Here is a 233-nt window from a genome sequence, read left to right as displayed (position 1 = left end):
ATAAAGGACATGATTTCCCGGCTGGCCAGGGAGTAATTCATCCCGTCATGCGCCATGGCGATACCGTCACAGATATCGGTAACCGCATAAACCGCCGGCTTGCCTTGTGATTCGTAAACACCAATTTTTGCTTCGTCAGCCAGTCCCCCCAAATGACTGCTGCCAGGATGGCTGTCGCCATGGACTGTATCAATTAAAATCTGGAGTTTCCCCAGATCCGGCTCGTCCCACTG

Annotated in this window: 1 protein-coding gene; it reads right to left on the bottom strand. The window is 52.4% G+C overall.

All coding sequences use genetic code 11. The features are described 5' to 3' along the window. Positions 1–233, bottom strand: a 233-nt coding sequence (locus GT1_RS22025; RefSeq protein WP_188400497.1) for a dihydroxy-acid dehydratase, incomplete at both ends; no start/stop codon positions are given.

The sequence above is a fragment of the Sporomusa sp. GT1 genome, assembly GCF_014634905.1.
GTDB classification, from domain to species: domain Bacteria; phylum Bacillota; class Negativicutes; order Sporomusales; family Sporomusaceae; genus Sporomusa; species Sporomusa sphaeroides.
Note: the sequence above shows the minus strand (reverse complement) of the source record. Positions and strands in the feature narration are given on the sequence as shown.